This window comes from Halomonas sp. LS-001, from assembly GCF_052983955.1.
Genome location: NZ_CM129816.1, coordinates 1,441,147 through 1,459,845, shown reverse-complemented (window position 1 = coordinate 1,459,845; position 18,699 = coordinate 1,441,147). Strand labels below are relative to the sequence as shown.

The window sequence follows — 18,699 nt, the reverse complement described above, 5'->3', positions numbered from 1 at the left end:
TATATATCCCTAATCGTTAACCTTGAGCACAGCGAGGAAAGCATCCTGGGGAATTTCTACCCGCCCGACCTGCTTCATGCGTTTTTTACCTGCTTTCTGTTTTTCAAGCAGCTTTTTCTTACGTGATACATCGCCACCATAGCACTTGGCGGTGACATTTTTACGCAATGCCTTAACCGTCGAGCGGGCGACTACCTGACCACCAATCGCTGCCTGAATCGCCACATCAAACATCTGACGCGGAATCAGTTCTTTCATTTTTTCCACCAGCAGGCGTCCACGGGAATGCGCATGATCACGGTGAATAATGACAGCCAGTGCATCAACCTTGTCGCCGTTAATCAGGACATCAAGCCGCACCAGCTTGGCCGCTTCGAAGCGTTCGAAGTTATATTCAAGCGACGCATAGCCTTTGGAGATGGACTTGAGCCGGTCAAAGAAATCCATGACCACTTCAGACATTGGCAGTTCATAGGTCAGCTGGATCTGGTTACCCAGAAACTGCATATCCAACTGAGTACCACGACGCTGCTCGCACTCCGCGATCACATTGCCCACGTAATCCTGCGGCACCAGGATACTGGCACGCACGATGGGTTCGCGCATTTCTTCAATATCCGCCAGGTCAGGCAGCTTGGACGGGTTGGAAACGTACTGGATATCGCCATTCTTCAACGCCAGCTCGTACACCACCGTGGGAGCCGTGGTCAGCAGATCAAGGCCATACTCACGTTCCACGCGCTCCTGAACGATCTCCATGTGCAGCGTGCCGAGAAAACCTACACGGAAACCAAAGCCCAGCGCATCCGAGTTTTCAGGCTCATATTCCAGCGACGCATCATTAAGCGCCAGCTTTTCCAATGCGTCACGGAAGTCTTCATAGTCATCGGCACTGACCGGAAACATCCCCGCGTACACCTGCGGTTTGACCTTCTGGAAACCCGGCAGACGCTCGACATCCGGCGTCTTGGCGTGGGTAATGGTATCGCCGACAGGCGCGCCATGAATATCCTTGATACCGGCGACCAGAAACCCGACTTCCCCCGCGCGGAGGATGTTGGTTTGCTTGCGCAGCGGCGTAAAAATACCCACTTCCGTCGCGCCCCAGTCACGCCCGGTCGACTTGATGCGAACTTTGTCTCCCTTGCGCAAGGTGCCATCAAACACGCGAATCAGTGACACGACGCCCAGATAGTTGTCGAACCAGGAGTCAATAATCAACGCTTGCAGCGGTCCATCACGATTTCCCTTGGGCGGAGGAATATCACGCACCAGGCGTTCCAGCAACGCATCAATACCAATGCCGCTTTTCGCCGACACCTGACAGGCATCCGTCGCATCGATACCGATGATTTCCTCTATTTCCTGGGCAACGCGGTCCGGGTCTGCCTGAGGCAAGTCAATCTTGTTGAGAACCGGCAATACTTCAAGCCCCTGTTCAACCGCTGTGTAGCAGTTAGCCACGGACTGCGCTTCGACCCCTTGCGCCGCATCGACCACCAGCAGTGCACCTTCACAGGCATACAGGGAACGCGAGACTTCATAGGAGAAATCCACGTGGCCCGGCGTATCGATAAAGTTAAGCTGGTAAACCTCACCGTCAAGCGCGTGATAGTCCAGCGTCACCGACTGAGCCTTGATGGTAATGCCACGCTCGCGCTCAATATCCATGGAATCAAGCACTTGCTCTTTCAGCTCACGCTCGGTTAGCCCCCCACAGGTCTGAATCAATCGGTCCGACAGGGTGGATTTCCCGTGGTCGATGTGGGCAATAATAGAGAAATTACGTATTTTGCTGAGATCTTTAGAATTTTCTTGATTCATTTGCCGACGAAGTCCGGTCTGTGTACGCAGCCATGCACAGCGTTATGAACATGCTAATGGGCGCTAGAAAATAAAATTGGGAGGTATTGTACACTGGCGAGGCTGGGCTGTCGTCATATCGCCCGGACTGACTGCAATGAGAATTCCCTTAGAGCAGCCCTCAACCCAAAGCAGAATTATGACTCACGCTATTAATACGTGACCTATACATCATTTATGCATAAAGTAAGCCCTGAAAAGAAGCAGCGGGCTGATGCTTTCGAGCTGACTCAACAACGCTTTCAACTGTCTGCGTTGGTTCTTCCTGCCAGCAAAAGTTGTTGCGTCATCACCCCGTTAACGCAGGTTCCTACACTGGATAATGTGTGACTATTGATGATCGCTCAGAAGAAACATTCTTATGATTAACGTTGAGCAGATGGCCGCGGTATTAAAGGCCCTCCCGGACCCTGCTTTTATCCTGTCTCGAAGCGGCAAATATGTCGCAGTATTCGGCGGCAGCGATTCCCGCTATTACCACGACGGCACTGGCCTCGTTGGCCTCTACATTCCTGAACTTGTCAAACCGGCAAAGGCAAACTGGTTTCTTCAACAGATTGATCGGGCACTGAGCTCACGAAAGTTACTGGTTGAAGAATACGAACTGAGCAACAAAGATGTAAAAGGCCTGCCAGATGAAGGCCCCGAGGAACCCATATGGTTTGAAGGGCGCATTCAGGCTCTGGATTTTCTGGTAGATGATGAAGCGGTGGTTCTTTGGGTAGCAAGTAACATTTCAGAGCGGCATAAGCTGGAAACCCAACTTCGCGAATTAAGCGATACGGATCAGCTCACCGGCCTTTTCAACCGCAGGAAACTGGAACGTGACCTGACGCTTCACTACGAATCCTTCGTACGCAATGGCACGCCAACTTCCATCCTGATGTTTGACTTGGACAATCTTAAGAAAATCAATGACTCCCAGGGGCATCATGTTGGCGATGAAATGATTATGGCCGCCGCCAACATTTGCCGATCAGAGCTTAGAAAAACTGATACGGCCTGTCGCTTTGGGGGGGATGAGTTTGTCCTGGCTCTTTTCAATACGGAACATGAAAAGGCAATGCAAACGGCCAGACGCTTGAATCAGTGTCTTAGAAAGGCGTTAAGCCGATTTTCAGTGGATGATACTATCGTCACGGCCAGCATTGGCGTTACCGCCATGATACCGACAGACCGTTCCTACGAAGACACGCTAAAACGTGCCGATATAGCCCTTTATGAAGCCAAGGGACTGGGCAAAGATAGAGTCGTACCGGCCTAAAAAAAGCCACCCGGCAAGCTGCACTGGGTGGCCTCTTTACTTTCGGCCGTCAGGAATACCTTTAACGGCAGGTCATAAACGCTTATTCAAGGCGCAATGCCACAAACAGCGAACGACCATCGCGGAAAAGACGCAGCGGTATTGCCCGATCACCCGGCAGTTCTGCAACAATATCGCGCATTTCTTGCGCTGACGTCACGATGCGGTGATCAATACTGACCAGAATATCGCCGCGCTTCAGGCCAGCCTGGGAAGCGATGCTTTGCGGTTCAACTTCAACCACCTCAACGCCACCCTGAACATTCAGACGCTCACGGGTTGGTTGGTCGATTTCGCGAACAACAACCCCCAGGCTCGTCTGGTTATCACTGTTAGCCAATCCACTTTCGTCTTCACTGTTGGGCCAGCGTCCCAGTTCAACTTCCTGGGAGACTTCCTCACCATCACGCAGCAGCAACAGATTCACTTCATCACCAGGCGCCACTCGGCCGATCAGACGCGGCAACGCACTGGACCGGTCGACTTCTTCACCATTGACCTCAAGGATGACATCTCCAGCAAGGAGCCCTCCTTCGGCGGCTGGTCCTTCAGGGTCAAGATCAGCGATCAGCGCCCCTTTGGCATCATCCATGCCGAACGACTCCGCCAGATCGCGGGATACCGGCTGAATCATGACCCCCAGCCAACCGCGGTTCACACGGCCGTCCTCACGCAACTGGTCGGCAACATCCATGGCAACGTTAATCGGAATAGCAAAAGAAACCCCCATAAAGCCACCGCTGCGGGTAAATATCTGGGAGTTGATACCGACGACTTCGCCATCAAGATTAAACAACGGACCACCGGAATTCCCCGGATTAATCGCCACGTCTGTCTGGATAAAAGGCACATAAACATCGCGTGGCAGCGTGCGATTGATCGCACTGACGATACCGGCAGTGACGGAATGGTCAAAACCAAACGGCGAGCCAATGGCAGCGACCCATTCGCCCACTTTCAGCTCGTCAGAATCGCCCAATTCCAGCGTTGGCAATTCATCAACATCGACTTTCAGCAATGCCACATCAGTTTGGGTGTCGCTGCCAACAAGCTGTGCAGGCAGTTCGCGGCGATCATTCAGGCGAACAAGAATTTCATCAGCTTCATTGACGACGTGCGCATTGGTCAGAATGTAGCCATCTTCACTGATTATAAAACCCGACCCAAGGGACTGGCGTTCCTGACTGCGACCCCGACCACCTTCACTGGGTGGCACTGGGAAACGATCGCCAAAGAAGTGACGGAAAATCTCGGGAATGTCTTCATTACCAAAGCCATGAAACGAAGGTGCGCTCCGGCTCTGTATCGTACGACTGGTAGAAATATTGACAACCCCAGGGGCTGCGTCTTCAACAAGTTCCGTAAAATCAGGGAGAGAGTTGGCCTGCGCACTGGCACTCAGTGACAGCATAATAGCCAGACTCCACCCCATTACAGCAGGCACAATCAAACGTTTCATGAATAGCTCCTAAATGACAACGTTGTTCACGTTAACTGTTCTCACTAACAGGCCATAATGAGACATCAGGGAGTGATGACAGGTTTCAGGCAATTGATAAAAAACCTAAAAAATCAAACGCGGCCGAAAACGCTCCATGACGTTTCCTAGCGTATATTTAAGGGCTACCAAGGTTGCTATCAAGGCAATAAAAAAGAGTGCGGGAGCACTCCAGGAAGGCAGATTAGGTAAATCATACAACGACACAGCCCCCGACAGAACCAATGCCAGGAGTAGCGGAATCGTATAAACAAAAAGGGATAACATTGTTAGCGAAGTGGCGGGCAGACCTACCGTCACTTCGCTCCCGATGGGATACAGATGCGGACCAGATTCAGTGCCGTAACCTACTGACGGGGCCTCGGATTGCGATGCATTGTGCGCCTGTGGTGGAAAAGAAACCTCAATCAACCACTGCCGACGCTGGGCAAAAAGCCCTGCACCGCAACCTGCACCCTGTTCACAGCGCTTGCATCCGGCTTGCCGATTGACAGCCACTCGAAGCCCTTCGGGAGTATGCGCCACCACGGTTGCGAGGCGGCGGGTTTCAGAATATGCGTCGCGGGTCATGACGATAGTTCAGATGTCAGATTCGGCGATTACTGAGCAGCGCTCGAAGAAGTCGCTGACCAGGTATCGCTGGTTTCAGTCTGCTCCAGGCTCTGTCCATGTTCTTCAAAGTAGGACTGCAGAAGACGCAACTGCTCACTGTCCATCGCGAATGATTGAATATTCATGGTAGAGGCAGGCTGCACATTGGGCATAGTCATACCATTTTGCCCCACTGTCATAAAGCCGCTGTTAGATACCTGACCGTTCACCCTGAACGGCGTCTGTTCAAACACAGGTACGTCGCTAACCACAGCGTTGGGCGTCGACAGCGAGGAAAGATTCACTGGCTGCACCTGTTGCGTCGCACTGACAGAGCTGGGTGCACTGCTGGCAACACTATCAGACTGCTCTAGCGTGTCGGAGCCGCTGTTAAAATACTGAACGCCCGTAATTACCATCAGAGAAACCGTTGCGGCTATCCCCGCCCCTCGTGCTAACGAGAATGATGATTTACGCGATTTTGAAGCAACGTCTGTCGAAGCAACGTCTGTCAAGGAGGCATCATTACCAAGCGGTACGGGCTCATCCTGAAGTCGCGCCATGACACCAGCGGAAAGATCCACGCTGACATCAATATCCCGATCACGTTGCATAAGGCTACGGGCCAGATGATAGCGCCGCCAGGTATCGGCCGAATCACTGTCGCTGGCCAAAGCCTTCAGTACCCGACGCAACTCCAGCTCATCACTTTCACCATCCATTAATGCTGAAAGCGATTCATGCGTGTTCTGACTCATACTTTACATCCTCACAATAATCCGGGGGCATGATCATCAACCTGAACGTCATGCAGTGAAATCATCCGTGACGTTCATTACAGCGCTTGGCTCATAGAGCACAATGCTATCGGCACCTTGACATGCTTCCCCAATCCAAGACCCTGACGTCTTCCCACCGTTGTGGGATGGTGGCTGCCTTCATTGGGCAGCCTTATTGGCTAACTTGCCTACTCTAGGACGCTGGATTTTCGTAACAGTTCAATACAATTTCGTAATCCAGCAAAAACATTTCCCATCGCAGTGTTTCCAATGACAACACGTCCAGCAGCAATGTTTCATTAACAATGCATCAGCAGCACTATTTCAATAAAAACACAACACTAACAATGCCTTAGCAACAAAATTTCGGATTCAGCGCAACCTATATCTCGTCGCGGCTGTTGCGAGTCGTGGTCACCAGAGGACGAATATGCTCATCCACGGCTTCACGTGCACGGAAAATACGCGAGCGCACGGTACCTACCGGGCACTGCATAATCTGGGCAATATCTTCATACGCCAGGCCATCCAGCTCACGCAGGGTAATGGCAGTGCGCAAATCATCCGGCAGATTTTCTATTGCCTCGTAGACGGCAGCCTCAAGCTGATCACGCGCAATGGCGGCTTCCGGCGATTCGCTGTCGGCAAGTCGTCCGCTTTGGTCAACAATTTCAGCATCGCTGATATCAACATCACTGCCCGGCGGACGGCGGCTACGAGACACCAGATGATTTTTCGCGGTATTGATGGCGATACGGTACATCCAGGTGTAGAAAGCGCTTTCTGAACGAAAATTTCCCAAGGCACGGTAAGCCTTGATAAACGCTTCCTGAGCAACGTCCTGAACTTCCGAATGGTCATGCACATAGCGACCAATCAAGCCGATGATCTTGTGCTGATATTTCTTGACCAGAAGATCAAACGCCTGGTTATCGCCTTTCTGCGCCCGCTCGACAAGCTGTTGGTCTGTCTCACGAGTGTCCATGCACACGCTCCTCTTGCAAACACTCCTCTGATCCGTCTAGCGGCGCGGAGGTATCCTGATACGGTCCCTGATCATTCTGGGCATTCACGGCAAGCGGCATAGCGTCCCTTGGGCATGTGGTTTAACAGTTCACACAAACAGACGACCAATTTTCACGTCGCTGACAGCATTCGCCGTCAGACATCGGCACGGCCATCGAATTTAAAGTGAGTAGTGTTACGCGTTCTGGCCTTTGCATCAAGCGGTTGAGTCGGTGATCTGCCCAAGCCGTCTGTCAGTTTCCATGACAATTGGTTTTTGATCACTGGCCAAGCGATGGCAGGCACTATAAAGTTGCAACTACTTTGACTTATCAAGATTATTTCAGAACCACGTCATTAACCCTCGTTCAATTACAGGTAGCAAGATGTCAGAACAGCAGGTGAATAACCTAAACGTGCTCGCTCAGGACGTACTCATTACACCGGAAGCCCTCAAGAAAGCCGTTCCCCTGACCGATCAGGCTGAACGCTCCGTCATCGAGGGCCGTCAAACCATCCAGAATATTCTCGACGGCAAGGACCCGCGCCTACTGGTTGTCGTTGGTCCGTGCTCCATTCACGATGTCAACGCTGCCAAAGACTACGCCAAGCGTTTACGTGAGCTGGCTGACAAGGTCAGTGATAGCCTGTATATCGTCATGCGCGTCTATTTTGAAAAGCCACGTACCACTGTCGGCTGGAAAGGCCTGATCAACGACCCGCATCTGAATGACTCCTTTGAAATCGAGGAAGGCCTACATATTGCCCGTCGTTTGCTGGTCGATCTGGCAGAAATCGGCTTGCCTCTGGCCACTGAAGCCCTTGATCCGATTTCTCCTCAGTACATGCAGGATTGCATCAGCTGGTCGGCCGTCGGTGCGCGCACCACCGAATCCCAGACTCACCGGGAAATGGCGTCTGGCCTTTCAGGGCCGGTCGGCTTCAAAAACGGCACGGACGGCAGTCTCGATGTTGCCATCAATGCCCTTCAATCGGTTGCCAGCCCGCACAACTTCCTGGGCATCAACCATGAAGGCCAGGTCGCCATCATTCGTACCCGTGGCAATGCTTACGGCCATGTCGTGCTGCGCGGCGGTAACGGCAAGCCCAACTACGATAGCGTGAGCGTAGCGCTGGCAGAAAAAGAGCTCAAGAAAGCTGGCCTATCGCCCAACATCATGATCGACTGCTCGCATGCCAACTCCAACAAGGACCCGGCATTACAGCCGTTGGTGCTTGAAAATGTCACCAACCAGATTCTGGATGGCAACACGTCGATTATCGGCTTGATGGTCGAGTCGAACATTGGCTGGGGCAATCAGAAAGTGCCTGCCGATCTGAGCCAGCTCACCTACGGCGTTTCCATTACCGATGCCTGTATCGACTGGGATGCCACCGTGAAAGCGTTCACTGAAATGAACGAAAAACTGGCGGCCACACTCGCCAAGCGAATCAGCGCTTAACGAGAAGGCCCGATTGGTTAGTGTCAGTAAGAAACAGCCAATCGGGCATCTCAGGCAATTTCGCGCCGAAACGGCGGCAACGCATCCAGCAGCGCCTTGCCGTAGCGGCGCGTCAGAACCCGTCGATCCAGTAACGTAATCCGCCCTCTATCGCTTTCCTTGCGAATCAATCGCCCGCAGGCCTGCACCAGCTTGATGGACGCATCGGGAACACTGATCCGCATAAAGGCATTTCCGCCCTGACTTTCTATCCACTCTGCCAGGGTCGCGCCGACCGGGTCATCCGGCACGGCAAACGGCAACCGCGTAATCACCACATGCGTCAAATAGTCGCCGGGCAGATCAATCCCTTCTGCAAAACTTGCCAGCCCGAAGATGATACTGCCCTTTCCGGCATCCACCGCATGACGATGACGCTCCAGCAATTCCCGCTTGGGCAGAGCATCCTGCGCCAGCACCCGCGCCTTAACAGAGGCAGGCAGAGATTTCTCGACCGCCCGCAACTGTGCCCGCGAAGAAAACAGCACCAGCGTTGCCTCGTCGTCCCCAAGGTCGGTCACAAAATCTACAATCGCCTGTTCATGTACCTCACGGTTGCTCGGGTCTTGTGCCGCCTGCGGCACGCTAAGCACTGCATTGGCGTAATCAAACGGGCTGGGTAGCGCCTGATAACGGTAGCGGCTGGCCAGACCGGCCCGCTCCTGAAGCCGTTCAAAACGCCCCAGCGCGGTGAGCGTGGCCGAGGTCACCACGGCACCATGACAGCGCCCCCATAAATGCTTTGCTAACGTAGGGGCAGCCGATACCGGACTTGCCGAAAATTCAATATCTGCTTCGCCATTGACGCGGTTCAACGTTATCCAGCGGGCACTTGGCGGGGCATTCGCCGGATCCACCGCCCCCATTGCCGTCCATAGCGCATGGGCGTCATCTGCCCGGCCGTGCACCAGCGCCACCAGGGGCAGCCAGGCTTCCGCCTGTTCGCGGTCAAGCCCGGTCTGCTTATCCGGGTCCAGGCTCTCGCGCAGAATGTCACCGATACTTTCCAGGCTACGCGCCAGGGTCGCAAACACCGTGACCAGCTGGCTGGCTTGCTCGCGCAACGCTTCGGGTGCCTTGCCCCCTTCAAAGCGCATCTGCTTGAAGGTTTCATCATCGTGTAACCCATTGGGGCGCTCGGCCAACTGATAGCCGGTCTGGAACACATCCCCGAGCAGCGGCTCCAGCGCCTGAAGCGTATCCGGCAATGTCGCCAGCAGGCGTGCAACGGTGTGCTGGGCACCTAATGCCTGGTTGAGTTCAGTCAGGCTACCCTTGAGGGTTTTAATCCAGCCCAGACAACCGTGCACGGCGAAACGATGCGCAAAATGCGACAGCGCTTTATCCGGCAGATGGTGGCCTTCATCAAAGATAAAAATGGCATCTTCGGGCGCTGGCAGAATGGCACCACCGCCAAGTGACAGATCCGCCAGCACCAGATCGTGATTGGCAACGATCACATCGGCTTCTTCCAGATCACGCCGTGCGCGAAAAAAGGCGCACGCGGCGAAATGCCCACAGCGGCGATTGGTGCACTGACGATGATCGACTGTCAAACGTCGCCAGCTCTGGGCATCAATGCTTTCCGGCCAGCTATCCCGGTCGCCCTGCCACTCGCCCTTCCCATAGGCGTCGACCATCTCCTTCGCCAGCGCCTCAAACTCGCTGTTGCCCGACTCCATATCCTGCTCGAACAGTGACATGGCGGGATTAGGCTCGCTACCTCCCGATGCCTGATCAAGGCGCGCCACGCATACATAACGGCCCCGCCCCTTGGCCAGCGCATAACGAAAGGCCAGCCCGCTGTGGCGGGCAAGCATGGGAAGGTCCTGATTAAGCACCTGCTCCTGGAGCGCAATCGTCGCCGTGGAGATAATCAGGCGCTTTCCCTGGGCTTTGGCAATCGGCAAGGCCGACAGCAGGTATGCCAGGGTTTTACCCGTACCCGTGCCAGCTTCCAGCACGCACACATGCGTATCGTTCTGGCGCTTGCCTTCGTCATCCATGCTGATACCGCCCAACGTTCGGGCGATTTCTGCCATCATCAGGCGCTGGCCATAGCGAGGGGTCAGCGACAGCTTTTCCACCACCTGACGATAGGCCGCCTGAATTTCGCCTTTTAGCGCGTCATCCAGCATAAGGCTTAAAGCAAACCTTCCGGCGGATGTTCGCAGGGCAGTTTTTCATCGATATAGCGTTCGATTTCCGGCAGCGAGAAGGCATCTTCTTCACCCACAAAGCTGATGGAGACACCTTTTGCGCCTGCCCGGCCAGTCCGCCCAATACGGTGAACGTAATCTTCGGGGTCTTCCGGCAAGGTGTAATTAATGACGTGGCTGACATCATCGATATGAATCCCACGACCGGCCACATCGGTTGCCACCAACACCTGAATTTCCCCTTCGCGGAAACGCTCAAGCGTTTTGATGCGCTGTGCCTGGGGCACATCACCCGACAGCATGGCCGCATTAATGCCGGCTTTGGCCAACACGTCATTGAGCTTGCGAACCAGGTCACGACGGTTACCGAACACCATCACACGCTCGAAGCTTTCCTGCTCCAGCAAGCTGACCAACAGGCGCTGCTTGTCATCGTCAGACACCATATAGACACGCTGATCAATGTCCGCCTGGTTTTCGATGGTGACTTCGATTTCCACATGCGCAGGGTCGACCGTCCACTGGCTGGCCAGATTCAGGATGTCTTCCGTAAAGGTGGCGGAAAACAGGAAGGTCTGACGCGCGTCTTTGCTGGGCGTGTAACGAATGATACGTTTCACGTCCGGAATAAAGCCCATCGACAACATGCGGTCGGCTTCATCCAGCACCAGCACTTCCACTTCGCCGAGGTCGATATCCTTCTTCTGATGGAAATCCAGCAGACGACCGGGCGTTGCCACCAGAATATCGATTTTCTTACCAAGGCTGTCGCGCTGCTTCTGGTAATCCATCCCACCAACGACGCTAGCCACATTCAGCTTGGTAAAGCGCGCCAGGGCACGGGCATCTTTTTCAATCTGCAGTGCCAGTTCACGCGTAGGTGCAATCACCAAGGCACGCGGCGCGCCCTGTTTCTGGCCATCCGGCGTCGGCTCTTCGAGAAAATACGCCAGCATGGAAATCAGAAAGGCGGCCGTTTTCCCGGTACCGGTTTGCGCTTTACCCACAATATCGCCACCCAGCAGGGTCTGGCGAAGCGCTTCGGCCTGAATCGGCGTGCAGTATTCAAACCCTTGGGCATGAATGGCACGCATCAGGGGTAGCGGCAGATCAAAATCGTGAAAGCGCCATTTGCCCGCGACGGCGGGAACCTGAAACTGGCGAAGATCCCAGCTTGATTGGCGACGACGCGGCTTGCGACGACGACGTTTAGGTTTACGGTTCTGGGCCGATGCGGGGGTCTGTTCCGGCTCGCTCATAGGCTCTCTATTCGTTCGTTGCGGTGAATGTTACGGACTGATGTTACTTACGGATATTGCGTACCGTTCTAAGTTCTAGGGGCGTCATTGTAACAGGCTTTGCGCGCGGGGCACCCTATCTGGTTCGAGTTCTCCATGTGCGATGGCGTTCAGGCTGTTAGAATGGCCGCTGACACCAACGCCCCTAACTTTTGTGGAGCGCTATAAATGACACGCAAGAAAAAAACCCGTTCACTGGCCGATAAAGTGACCATCCGTACGGGTCGCCGTAAAGACTTCAAAAAATGGCGCCATGACAACCCCGATCAGGTCGCCCCTTCGCGGCGTTTTGTGGCGAAAAAGCAGCAGCAACGCAAGTTGCAGGCAGCGCGCAAAATGGCCCGTCAGGAAAGCGGCCAATCGATACAGATTCATCCCGAAGGAAAGGATAACAAAGAGGACTCATGATGCGGCTGGTTTCCTTTAACATCAACGGCATTCGCGCACGGCTTCATCAGCTTCAGGCATTGATTGATCAACTCAATCCTGATGTGATTGGCCTGCAGGAAACCAAGGTGCATGACGACGCCTTCCCAAGCGACGCGGTCGAGGCCATGGGTTACCATGTTTTCTATCATGGCCAGAAAGGTCATTACGGCGTGGCGCTGATGTGCCGCCAGCAACCTCAGGCGGTTTTCCGTGGCTTTCCCGATGATGAGGAAGAGGCCCAGCGGCGTATGATCGGCGTGCGCCTGCTTGCCGATGATGGTGAAGCGGTGACCGTCTGGAATGGCTATTTTCCGCAGGGAGAAAATATCTCCCACCCGACCAAGTTCCCGTATAAGGAACGCTTTTATCAGCAGCTGGCGCGCCTGCTGGACAAGCAGCATCGCCCCGATGAACGACTGGCGGTAATGGGTGATTTCAACATCTCGCCGGAAGACCAGGATATCGGCATTGGCGAGCCTAACCGCAAGCGCTGGCTGCGCGAAGGAAAAACCAGTTTTCAGCCGGTTGAGCGGGAATGGCTTGGTGGCATCAAGGCCTGGGGGCTAACGGATAGCTACCGCCTGATGCACCCGCAGCGCAACGATCATTTCAGCTGGTTTGATTACCGCTCCAAAGGGTTTAACGACGACCCGAAACGGGGGCTGCGTATCGACTATATTCTGGTCACCCAGCCGCTGGCGGAAAATGTGACCGGCGCTGACATTGATTACCCGTTACGCGCCATGGAAAAGCCCTCCGACCATGCGCCAACCTGGAGCGATTTTGCTATAACGCTCAAGGATGCTGAGAGCTAGTCAAAGCAGAGCTAGTCAAAATTAGCCAGCCACTGCTGCGCCTGTTGGTCGCCAAGGTTGGCGGCATTGGTCAGTGCTTCTTGCGCTTCGGCATCCTGCCCCCAGCTGTAAGCCAGCTGGCCATATTGACGCCAGTCATCTGCTGCCTGAGTCAGTTCAGCAAGGGCTTCCCAGGCATTCAGGGCTTTTTCGACATGCCTGGCTTGCTGCCAGGCGTTTGCCAGTAAGCGCAATGTTGGCTCATCACGCGCCAGCGCGCCTTCCTGGATGGCGGCTTCCAGGTGCTCGCCCGCTCGGGCTGGCGTGCCACCTGCCAAGTGCAAACGGATTAACGTCAAGCGGTCCCCAACGCTTTGGAACTTGCCCAACTGCCATGCCATTTCCCATACGCCTGCCGCAATGCCCGCCTGACCCGCCTGCTGAGCAAGCCCGGCTGCCTGACGCCAGGCGTCTGGGTCGCTGTCTGCATGTAGCCCTTCCAGCAGGCCGTCAAGTGCCAGTGCATTTTGCCCGGTCTGGCGGAATACCGCGATCGCCAGCGTCTGCTGCGAGGCATTCAAGTCGCCCGCTTCCATTAGCGGCGCTAGCCACTCAGCCGCCGCCTCCCAACGCGCTTCTTCCGCCAGCAGGCGCACCAGCTTCCAGGCAGTCGCAGTGTAATCCGGATGATCAGGCTGGCCGTTCAACCACTGCTCATAGAGTTCAATGGCCGACGTTGTCTGCCCGGCCGTTCGGCGCAGCGATGCCTCATTACGTAGCCACTTGGCTTTCTGGGTACTGGGTACGTAACGCCGTTGCTGTGCGCTGGCCAACTCGTCAGCAGCAGCGCTGTAGTCTTCCTGGTGTGACAAAGCGCTGGCTGCCAATTGATGATACAGCGCACTGGCCCACTGATCGGCTCGGTTGCCACTGGCAAGGCGCGTCGCCTGGGAGCGTGCATGACGGATAATACGCGTGAGCGCATCGCTGTCAACGTCACCATTTGTCTGCTCAGCTAACTGGCTTTGCAGCCCGTTAAGGTCGCGAATAATGTCACCCGGCAGGGGTTCACTCGCCTGGGTGACAGCACTCAGCATACTTAGTAAGACAATTCCCACCCAACGCTGCATATCGGTTCCTCGACTCGTTCCTCAACGGGTTACCTTAACTGGCTATCTTAATTGAAATTCTATGCGTTGCGTGGCGCGGCGTAGCTGTTGGCTGGGTTCGAACTGCCAACGTGCAATCGCCTGTCGAGCCGCATCTTCAAACACGCGGCTCGGCTGCGCACGCGTAACCTGAATTGAGGCGCTATCAACACTTCCATTTCGGCGGATGACAAAGTCCAGTTCAACAAAGCCTTCCATACCACGCCGCTGAGCCCGTCGCGGATACTCAGGGTTCACACGGCTGGTCGGCGCGACCTGCCCAACGCTGACAGGCTCATTCGATGGCGCCGGTTGTACCGCAGGTGCCGTCTCCCGCTGTGCCGTGGCGGGTGCTGGTGATGGTGCCGCCGTTTCAGCTGGCTGTGGCGCAGGGGCCGGCTGGGGTGACGGTGCCGGCTGAGGCGTTGGTTTGGGAGTCGGCTTGGGCGTTGGCTTTGGAGCCGGTTCAGGCGCTGGTTGCGGCGTCGGCTCTGGCGTCGGTTCTGGCTTGATCTCGGTAAGCTCAGGCAGCTCGGTCTCCAGCTCGACCGGCTCGACGGGCTCTTCCGGCAGCGCCACCTCAGGCAAGGTGATATTGCTCTCAGCCATGGGCGTTGGTGCGGGTGCAGGCGCTGGCCTGGGTGGCGGTGTCGCTGGCGCAGCTTCCGAGGGCGCAGGCGGTGGTGCATCCTGCTGAGGTGCCACTTCGGGCGCATCGACCAGGGTCATTGACATAGTCATCTCGGGCGTCTCCTGAGGACGCTCTGGCGGTGCGACCAGCAGGGCCAGCATCCAGAACAGACCAACGGCCAAGGCGATGCCGCCGAACATTGAGAGGACATGGCGTATCATGGCCCACTCCGGCTCGCGGCAACGGCAATCTGGTCAACGCCTGCCTGTTTGAGACGATCCATCACTTCAATCAAGAGCCCGGTGGTGGATTCTCGGTCTGCCTGGATCACCACGGCGCCATCATCGGTCAACATATCGGCCACCTGCTGGCCGATACGATGAACGTCTACCGGCTTGCCATCGACCCACACAGCGCCTTCCGGTGTCACCGCAATCAGCACCTGCGCATCAGGGCGCGGGCTGGCGGCTGAGGACTCAGGACGCTCTATTTCTACCCCGCTTTCCTTGATAAAGCTGGTCGTCACGATAAAGAAGATCAGCATGATAAAGACAACGTCCAACATTGGCGTCAGGTTGACTTCATTGCTATCGGCCATGGGGTCTGTGGAACGGCGTCTACGCATCTTTTTCCTCCAGGGCACGCGCTAAGCGGTCATGCAGCCGCTGATCTTCGCGGCGTATCACATGCTCTAAACGACTAATAAACAGCAACCCCACCACGGCAATTGCCATGCCGGTCAGCGTCGGCAAGGTGGCACGGGCAACGCCGTCAGCCATTGCCCGCGCCTGGTGGGTATCACTCAATGAAAGGCTATCGAACACTGCAATCATGCCGGTCACCGTGCCCAGCAGGCCCAGCAGCGGGCATAACGCCACCAGCAGTTTGAGCCAGGGCAAAGGGCGGCGCAGTTTCGCCACCAGCGCCTGTGTCCAGACACTGCGTAACGTGCGCGCACTCCAGCTACGGTGGTCACTTCGTGCGGTCCAGCGGCGAATCAGCTGACGGCGAGCCCGCCGCCAGCTGAAACGGTAATACCACCAACGCTCGATCGCCATCCCGAACACCAGTACAGCCACCAGCGCCAGCACGACCAGCACGACCCCTCCGGCATCCAGTAGCCGTTCAACAGGAGCAAGCCAAAGCGGTAAGGTGGGCATATTAATTCACCGCTCGCGCATTCGCGGTTGACTGCGCTTCAAGGTGGTCTGCCAGGGTGGCGCTGGCTTCGCCTTCAATCACCTGGGTAATCAAGCGGCTGCGGCTGGCCAGCGCCGTTTGTGCAAACAGCAGTGGCACGGCAGTCACAAGCCCCAACACCGTGGTGACCAGCGCCTGACTGATACCCCCTGCCATTAACTGCGGGTCGCCGGTGCCAAATACGGTAATCGCCTGAAACGTCACAATCATACCGGTCACGGTGCCCAGCAGGCCCAGCAACGGCGCAATTGCCGCCAACAGTTTAACGATCGGCTGGCCCCGCTCGATACGCGGCAACTCAGCCAGCACGGCTTCATCAAGCCTGGCTTCCAGCGCTTCGGGAGCCTGGTGTTTGTCCATGTCCTTGAAGCGCGCCAGCACACGGCCAAGCGGATTATTGGCTTGCGGTTGATCCAGCGCCTTACGCTGACGATGCACGCGAGTGCTGATCACCAACAAATACACATACTGAACCAGCGCGACCAGTAAACCCAGGCCACCAAGCGCCACGACCACGTAACCTACGTAGCCGCCCTGCTGAAAGCGTTCCCACAGGCTGGGCCGCTGAGTCAGCGCTTCCAGTACGCTGCCTTGAGTCGGGTCAATCGCAAACATACGGCTTTCGCCCTGATGATAGGCCGCCAGCGCATTACGAATATCTGACGGCGTGCGCGGCATTTCAGCTAACCCACCTTCATCCTGACCTTTTCTGAGCAATGCGGTTTGCGTGAACGCAGCAAAATCCCCCAGACGCACCACGCTACGCGGCTCAATCTCGCCGCTGACATCGGCCACCGGCAGCGTCAAGCGCTCGGCACGGCCGGTGTTGCGGGTCAATGTCGCCAGGCTATCCACCACGTTTTCAATCTGCTGGCGCTCCAGCACGTCAATGTCATTGAGACGCGGCGGTAAGGCGCCCTCTTCCAGCGTTAACCAGCTATCACCGCCCAGTTCATTGCGCACCGTTTCACTGTGGCGTGCCAGATCCGCCAGCAGTGATGTCAACGCTTCGCCCTGTTCCTCCTGACGTGCCGCCAGCGCCTGCGCCTGCTCGGCCTGCTCCTGCTGCTGAGCGGCTAACGCAGCCTGCTTTTCTTCGGCGGACTGATGCGCAGCCCGCGCTTGTTCTAACGCGGTGTCCAGCGCCTGCTGGTCATCCAGAAATGACTGCAACCGCGCCTGGTCACGCGCCTCGGCGGCTTCGCGGGCTTCACGCAATGAACCCGGGTTGTCGACTTGTGCCATTGCCACACTGCTGCCCAAAAGGCCAACGAACAGCGCCAGACAGACCACGGCTCTACGCACCCCCTGCGGGCGTTTAAACAGACTCATTGCTGGCCTCCTGCGTTGTCATTGGCCACGCTGTCATTGGCAATAATAGAAAGCGGCAGGCGCAGCAATTCCGGTGTGCGCTGGTCATCCGCAATGCGCAGACCATGACGCACTTCACGGCGGACATTTTCCTCAAGCGCCAGCCATTCACCGTTCGCCTTATCCCAGACGCCCCCTTCAAGGCCGTCCGGGGTCAGATAATAAAAGCCAATACGCCCGATACGCAGGTAGTCGACTTCGCGTGGATTACCCTCCGCCAGCTGCAAGCGGCCACGCCAGCTATCCACCTCTCGGCCATAGGCTAACTCAGCCCGCCAGGCTTCAAGCAGGCTGGCAATTCGGGCAGCGCTTTCTGCGGTGGGCGGCTCTGAGGGCTGAACACATGCCAGACGTTCGTCTTTCAGAAAGGGCAGATCCGACTCGATCCAGCGGGTTAACTGCTCTGTCATATCCTGTTCAACGGCGGGCAGCGCGGCGCGAGTGTCGCTTAACGTATCCAGCGCCTGACCAAGACGCTGCAGGCGCTCAGCCTCACTGGCCAGACGCCCACTCAGCGCGGCGTTGGAGGCTTCCATCTGACGGGTTTCCCGCTCCAGACGGCGTAGCTCTTCAATCGCTGAGCGCGTGGCGTCATCGGCGCTATCGATCTGCTGCTGAAGTGCAGACTGCGCTTGCTGGGCTTCCACGCTTTGCACCGCCTGCTCTACTGTCTCATCACTTGCCATTAGCGTCCCGCTGGCCAGCATCGTGGCTAGCCAGCATCCCTGCAGGGCAAAGAAAGGCCTTTTCAGCACGTTACGTCTCCGTTACTGGCTGGCACGCCAAATAATCTGGCACACCAGCCCTCATGGTATGAGAACTATTTGCGTTTAATCGTAGACCGCATAGCCTAACACCTAACCAGCAAATGACAATATTTATCATTCACATTTAACGAAATCGAAGCAGGTGGAGAGCGCTATGAAGGCAATCTGCCTCAATTGAGGCGAGCGGTACAATTAAGAAAAGACACAGGAGGGAAAGAAAAAAGGAAAAATCAAAGATAACGGTATATTACTAGCTTAAGCGGCGCTTGAAGCAGCGGATACCGATGACCCCCAACCACTGATTCAATAGCCGATTCGGGGCTTACGATCATCGCTCCGTGCTTTGTCAGTCCACGAAAGT

The 18,699-nt window shown here is 55.8% G+C and carries 17 protein-coding genes; 4 read left to right on the top strand and 13 right to left on the bottom strand.

Going from position 1 to position 18,699, the window contains the following annotated elements:
- Positions 1-9: 9 nt before the first annotated feature.
- Positions 10-1,824 carry a translation elongation factor 4 gene (lepA, locus tag ACU6TU_RS06520; protein ID WP_447143749.1) on the bottom strand — a complete coding sequence of 605 codons (1,815 nt, stop codon included), beginning with the start codon at positions 1,822-1,824 and terminating at the stop codon, positions 10-12.
- A gap of 400 nt (positions 1,825-2,224) precedes the next feature.
- Between lepA and ACU6TU_RS06515 the strand changes: the two genes are divergently transcribed.
- Complete coding sequence (locus ACU6TU_RS06515) at positions 2,225-3,127, top strand: GGDEF domain-containing protein (RefSeq protein ID WP_447143748.1); 903 nt, start codon at positions 2,225-2,227, stop codon at positions 3,125-3,127.
- A gap of 82 nt (positions 3,128-3,209) precedes the next feature.
- Here ACU6TU_RS06515 and ACU6TU_RS06510 read toward each other — a convergent pair whose 3' ends face one another.
- The 4 genes from ACU6TU_RS06510 to rpoE all read right to left on the bottom strand — a co-directional run bounded on the left by ACU6TU_RS06510 (position 3,210) and on the right by rpoE (position 7,019).
- A complete protein-coding gene (locus tag ACU6TU_RS06510; RefSeq protein ID WP_447143747.1) occupies positions 3,210-4,625 on the bottom strand; it encodes a DegQ family serine endoprotease in 1,416 nt (471 codons plus the stop codon).
- Between the two features lie 105 nt (positions 4,626-4,730).
- The gene (locus tag ACU6TU_RS06505; RefSeq protein WP_447143746.1) at positions 4,731-5,234 is read right to left on the bottom strand and encodes a SoxR reducing system RseC family protein; all 504 of its coding nucleotides are present in this window, start codon (positions 5,232-5,234) and stop codon (positions 4,731-4,733) included.
- 29 nt (positions 5,235-5,263) lie between these two features.
- A complete protein-coding gene (locus ACU6TU_RS06500; RefSeq protein WP_447143745.1) occupies positions 5,264-6,013 on the bottom strand; it encodes a sigma-E factor negative regulatory protein in 750 nt (249 codons plus the stop codon).
- 403 nt (positions 6,014-6,416) lie between these two features.
- Positions 6,417-7,019, bottom strand: coding sequence for an RNA polymerase sigma factor RpoE (gene rpoE, locus ACU6TU_RS06495; RefSeq protein WP_447143744.1), 603 nt, complete (start codon positions 7,017-7,019; stop codon positions 6,417-6,419).
- A gap of 406 nt (positions 7,020-7,425) precedes the next feature.
- Here rpoE and ACU6TU_RS06490 point away from each other — a divergent pair, with 406 nt between their 5' ends.
- The gene (locus ACU6TU_RS06490; RefSeq protein WP_447143743.1) at positions 7,426-8,502 is read left to right on the top strand and encodes a 3-deoxy-7-phosphoheptulonate synthase; all 1,077 of its coding nucleotides are present in this window, start codon (positions 7,426-7,428) and stop codon (positions 8,500-8,502) included.
- Between the two features lie 50 nt (positions 8,503-8,552).
- On the opposite strand, the gene dinG is transcribed toward ACU6TU_RS06490, so the two are convergent.
- Both dinG and rhlB read right to left on the bottom strand, forming a co-directional pair.
- Positions 8,553-10,679 carry an ATP-dependent DNA helicase DinG gene (dinG, locus tag ACU6TU_RS06485; RefSeq protein WP_447143742.1) on the bottom strand — a complete coding sequence of 709 codons (2,127 nt, stop codon included), beginning with the start codon at positions 10,677-10,679 and terminating at the stop codon, positions 8,553-8,555.
- A 5-nt stretch (positions 10,680-10,684) separates the two neighbouring features.
- Positions 10,685-11,959, bottom strand: coding sequence for an ATP-dependent RNA helicase RhlB (gene rhlB, locus ACU6TU_RS06480; protein WP_447143741.1), 1,275 nt, complete (start codon positions 11,957-11,959; stop codon positions 10,685-10,687).
- 207 nt (positions 11,960-12,166) lie between these two features.
- Between rhlB and ACU6TU_RS06475 the strand changes: the two genes are divergently transcribed.
- Both ACU6TU_RS06475 and xthA read left to right on the top strand, forming a co-directional pair.
- On the top strand, positions 12,167-12,406 hold the full coding sequence (locus ACU6TU_RS06475) for a hypothetical protein (protein ID WP_447143740.1): 240 nt from the start codon (positions 12,167-12,169) through the stop codon (positions 12,404-12,406).
- A complete protein-coding gene (gene xthA / locus ACU6TU_RS06470) occupies positions 12,406-13,242 on the top strand; it encodes an exodeoxyribonuclease III (RefSeq protein WP_447144198.1) in 837 nt (278 codons plus the stop codon). The genes ACU6TU_RS06475 and xthA overlap by 1 nt, the downstream gene beginning before the upstream one ends.
- A gap of 11 nt (positions 13,243-13,253) precedes the next feature.
- On the opposite strand, the gene ACU6TU_RS06465 is transcribed toward xthA, so the two are convergent.
- The 6 genes from ACU6TU_RS06465 to ACU6TU_RS06440 are packed head-to-tail and all read right to left on the bottom strand — an operon-like array spanning position 13,254 to position 18,326.
- Positions 13,254-14,351 carry a tetratricopeptide repeat protein gene (locus ACU6TU_RS06465; RefSeq protein ID WP_447143739.1) on the bottom strand — a complete coding sequence of 366 codons (1,098 nt, stop codon included), beginning with the start codon at positions 14,349-14,351 and terminating at the stop codon, positions 13,254-13,256.
- A gap of 42 nt (positions 14,352-14,393) precedes the next feature.
- Positions 14,394-15,221, bottom strand: coding sequence for a TonB family protein (locus ACU6TU_RS06460; RefSeq protein WP_447143738.1), 828 nt, complete (start codon positions 15,219-15,221; stop codon positions 14,394-14,396).
- Positions 15,218-15,625 carry an ExbD/TolR family protein gene (locus ACU6TU_RS06455; protein ID WP_447143737.1) on the bottom strand — a complete coding sequence of 136 codons (408 nt, stop codon included), beginning with the start codon at positions 15,623-15,625 and terminating at the stop codon, positions 15,218-15,220. Before ACU6TU_RS06455 ends, ACU6TU_RS06460 begins: the two co-directional genes overlap by 4 nt.
- Complete coding sequence (locus ACU6TU_RS06450; RefSeq protein WP_447143736.1) at positions 15,618-16,160, bottom strand: MotA/TolQ/ExbB proton channel family protein; 543 nt, start codon at positions 16,158-16,160, stop codon at positions 15,618-15,620. The genes ACU6TU_RS06455 and ACU6TU_RS06450 overlap by 8 nt, the downstream gene beginning before the upstream one ends.
- A 1-nt stretch (position 16,161) precedes the next feature.
- Positions 16,162-17,532, bottom strand: coding sequence for a MotA/TolQ/ExbB proton channel family protein (locus tag ACU6TU_RS06445; RefSeq protein WP_447143735.1), 1,371 nt, complete (start codon positions 17,530-17,532; stop codon positions 16,162-16,164).
- Positions 17,529-18,326: a DUF3450 domain-containing protein gene (locus ACU6TU_RS06440; protein ID WP_447143734.1), complete on the bottom strand. Its 798-nt coding sequence runs from the start codon at positions 18,324-18,326 to the stop codon at positions 17,529-17,531. The genes ACU6TU_RS06445 and ACU6TU_RS06440 overlap by 4 nt, the downstream gene beginning before the upstream one ends.
- Between the last annotated feature and the right edge of the window lie 373 nt (positions 18,327-18,699).

Excerpts from the sequence above, each read along its gene's own strand:
- lepA (WP_447143749.1), bottom strand. The coding sequence starts at position 1,824 with ATGAATCAAGAAAATTCTAAAGATCTCAGCAAAATACGTAATTTCTCT.
- ACU6TU_RS06515 (WP_447143748.1), top strand. The coding sequence starts at position 2,225 with ATGATTAACGTTGAGCAGATGGCCGCGGTATTAAAGGCCCTCCCGGAC.
- ACU6TU_RS06510 (WP_447143747.1), bottom strand. The coding sequence starts at position 4,625 with ATGAAACGTTTGATTGTGCCTGCTGTAATGGGGTGGAGTCTGGCTATT.
- ACU6TU_RS06505 (WP_447143746.1), bottom strand. The coding sequence starts at position 5,234 with ATGACCCGCGACGCATATTCTGAAACCCGCCGCCTCGCAACCGTGGTG.
- ACU6TU_RS06500 (WP_447143745.1), bottom strand. The coding sequence starts at position 6,013 with ATGAGTCAGAACACGCATGAATCGCTTTCAGCATTAATGGATGGTGAA.
- rpoE (WP_447143744.1), bottom strand. The coding sequence starts at position 7,019 with ATGGACACTCGTGAGACAGACCAACAGCTTGTCGAGCGGGCGCAGAAA.
- ACU6TU_RS06490 (WP_447143743.1), top strand. The coding sequence starts at position 7,426 with ATGTCAGAACAGCAGGTGAATAACCTAAACGTGCTCGCTCAGGACGTA.
- dinG (WP_447143742.1), bottom strand. The coding sequence starts at position 10,679 with ATGCTGGATGACGCGCTAAAAGGCGAAATTCAGGCGGCCTATCGTCAG.
- rhlB (WP_447143741.1), bottom strand. The coding sequence starts at position 11,959 with ATGAGCGAGCCGGAACAGACCCCCGCATCGGCCCAGAACCGTAAACCT.
- ACU6TU_RS06475 (WP_447143740.1), top strand. The coding sequence starts at position 12,167 with ATGACACGCAAGAAAAAAACCCGTTCACTGGCCGATAAAGTGACCATC.
- xthA (WP_447144198.1), top strand. The coding sequence starts at position 12,406 with ATGCGGCTGGTTTCCTTTAACATCAACGGCATTCGCGCACGGCTTCAT.
- ACU6TU_RS06465 (WP_447143739.1), bottom strand. The coding sequence starts at position 14,351 with ATGCAGCGTTGGGTGGGAATTGTCTTACTAAGTATGCTGAGTGCTGTC.
- ACU6TU_RS06460 (WP_447143738.1), bottom strand. The coding sequence starts at position 15,221 with ATGATACGCCATGTCCTCTCAATGTTCGGCGGCATCGCCTTGGCCGTT.
- ACU6TU_RS06455 (WP_447143737.1), bottom strand. The coding sequence starts at position 15,625 with ATGCGTAGACGCCGTTCCACAGACCCCATGGCCGATAGCAATGAAGTC.
- ACU6TU_RS06450 (WP_447143736.1), bottom strand. The coding sequence starts at position 16,160 with ATGCCCACCTTACCGCTTTGGCTTGCTCCTGTTGAACGGCTACTGGAT.
- ACU6TU_RS06445 (WP_447143735.1), bottom strand. The coding sequence starts at position 17,532 with ATGAGTCTGTTTAAACGCCCGCAGGGGGTGCGTAGAGCCGTGGTCTGT.